The 585-nt window shown below is 60.9% G+C and carries 1 protein-coding gene; it reads left to right on the forward strand.

The features are described from left to right. Positions 1–166 precede the first annotated feature (166 nt). A partial coding sequence (locus tag Q5762_RS36960; RefSeq protein WP_315896693.1) for a hypothetical protein occupies positions 167–585 on the forward strand: 419 nt, incomplete at its 3' end.

Here is a 585-nt window from a genome sequence, read left to right on the forward strand (position 1 = left end):
TGCAACTGATCCTCAAGCTGGCCCCCACCACGGAGTTCGCTCCCATTAGCGTGGATTGATGCAGTGCTACTCCGCTGCCTATGCTGCGCGTCCAACGCCCTTGACGAGCCCTGACATGCCGGAGAATTCAGTGCAGCCAGCCGCGACGACCTGCGCCCCTCAGAGTATGGACTTTTCCAAGGCGCTAGAGGCGATGGGCCACACAGCAATGCCGCTCTGGCAAAGCCGACACGCCCGCGAGGCATCGTTTGCATCGCTCCTGCTGATCTCTGCGAGTGATGGGTACTCACGCGCGCAGGTAGTTACCGTGACGGTGGCTACCGACGAACTCGTAGCGGGCAACTGGGCAGCCGTGGTGCCTGCGTTGACACAAGCCGTGGTCAGGCTGCAGGGCAAGTTCGAGCATCCGTTGACCGGATGCCGTATCGAGTGGCCTCTTGCCGTGCGGGCATGGCACTGGGCTGCTCTCAAGCAAGAGCTCAAACGCTACAAACGCAGCTACTTTCGCAGCGGTTTGGCGTTTGAAGGCAAGCGCGAACCCCGACTGCTGCTCAGTGAAATGGAGCTGAATGCCAATGCCTGCCT

Source organism: Streptomyces sp. P9(2023) (assembly GCF_032436795.1).
Classification (GTDB): domain Bacteria; phylum Actinomycetota; class Actinomycetes; order Streptomycetales; family Streptomycetaceae; genus Streptomyces.